Annotated in this window: 2 protein-coding genes; both read left to right on the top strand. The window is 43.0% G+C overall.

The window, feature by feature from the left end; all coding sequences use genetic code 11:
• On the top strand, positions 1-712 hold a 712-nt coding region (locus tag CVN76_RS23905; protein WP_269800074.1), incomplete at its 5' end, for a DapH/DapD/GlmU-related protein.
• A 15-nt stretch (positions 713-727) separates the two neighbouring features.
• Positions 728-1,681: a ribose-phosphate diphosphokinase gene (locus CVN76_RS23900; RefSeq protein ID WP_061144029.1), complete on the top strand. Its 954-nt coding sequence runs from the start codon at positions 728-730 to the stop codon at positions 1,679-1,681.
• Positions 1,682-1,860: the final 179 nt, after the last annotated feature.

Here is a 1,860-nt window from a genome sequence, read left to right as displayed (position 1 = left end):
CGAGGAGACATTAGGGGTAAATGACCGTGTGGCTTTATCGCAGGCTGAGCAGATCTTACGGAAACGCATCAATGAATCGCACATGCGAAATGGTGTAACGATCATCGACCCATTGACGACTTTCATTGAAGCTGATGTGCAAATCGGACAGGATACGGTCATTAAACCTGGATCATGCATCAAGGGAAACAGTGTGATCGGCCAAGATTGCATAATCGGTCCGAATACGGAAATCAGTGATTGTGAAATTGGTGATGGAACGGAGATCTTTCAATCGGTCGTGCATGAAAGCAGCATCGGAAGTGCCGTTAAAATCGGGCCTTTCGCTCATGTTAGACCTCATTCGGATATTCACGATTCCGTTAAAATTGGTAATTTTGTCGAAATTAAAAAGGCCGTTTTCGGAAATGGAAGCAAAGCCTCGCATTTGAGTTATATCGGTGATGCAGAGGTTGGAGAGAATGTTAATATCGGCTGCGGATCTATTACCGTGAACTACGACGGCAAAAATAAACATTTGACGAAGATTGAGGACAACGTCTTCATAGGCTGCAACTCTAATCTTGTTGCACCTGTGACAATTGGAGAAGGGGCATATGTGGCTGCAGGGTCAACCATTACGCAAGATGTACCGCAGGAAGCCTTGTCAGTTGCACGGGCTCGTCAAGTCAACAAAGAAGATTATGTGAAGAATTTAAAATTCAATAAATAACCGACGGAGGTCATCATGTCAAATCAGTATTTAGATCCTAATTTAAAAGTATTCTCGTTGAATTCAAACTTTGATTTAGCTCAAGAAATTGCAGCTGCAATCGGTGTTGAACTTGGAAAATGTAGCGTAACCAGTTTCAGTGACGGTGAAGTTCAGATTAATATTGAAGAAAGCATTCGTGGCTGTGACGTATATGTGATTCAATCAACAAGTCAACCAGTTAATGAAAATTTAATGGAACTTTTAATTATGATCGATGCTCTTAAACGTGCTTCAGCTAAGACGATCAATATTGTTATGCCATACTATGGTTATGCACGGCAAGACCGTAAAGCACGCGCACGTGAACCGATTACTGCCAAACTTGTGGCGAACCTTTTGGAAACGGCTGGTGCCCATCGTGTCATCACCCTGGATCTTCATGCGCCGCAAATCCAAGGTTTCTTCGATATTTTAATCGATCACCTTGTTGCCGTTCCGATTTTAGCGGATCACTTCAAAGAAAAAGATCTAAGTGATATTGTCATCGTTTCCCCTGATCATGGCGGTGTTACGCGCGCCCGTAAAATGGCAGATCGCCTAAAAGCGCCTATTGCCATTATCGATAAGCGCCGTCCAAGACCGAACGTGGCGGAAGTCATGAACATCATTGGTAATATTGAAGGGAAAACAGCAATCCTGATCGATGACATCATCGATACGGCAGGCACGATTACACTGGCTGCAAATGCACTTGTGGAAAATGGCGCTAAAGAGGTTTATGCTTGTTGTACTCACCCGGTCCTTTCAGGTCCTGCCATCGAAAGGATTCAAAATTCAACGATCAAGGAATTGGTCGTGACCAACTCAATCGTCCTGTCTGAAGATAAGAAAATCGATAAGATCGTCGGACTTTCCGTAGCACCTTTGATTGCCGAGGCCATCATTCGTGTTCACGAGGAACAATCAGTCAGCACATTATTCGATTGATGAAAATAAATACGCATACTAAAAAACATGGTGGGCCCTTAGGCTCACCATGTTTTAGGTTAATGGAACCAACATGGGGAATTACCTAATTCTTAGTTGACAGGTGTGAATACTAGTAATAGAATGAACATACAATTTCCATCCATTTAAGGGGATGGAATATAACGAAAGTACGCCGA

This window comes from Bacillus sp. mrc49 (assembly GCF_002803435.1).
Note: the sequence above shows the minus strand (reverse complement) of the source record. Positions and strands in the feature narration are given on the sequence as shown.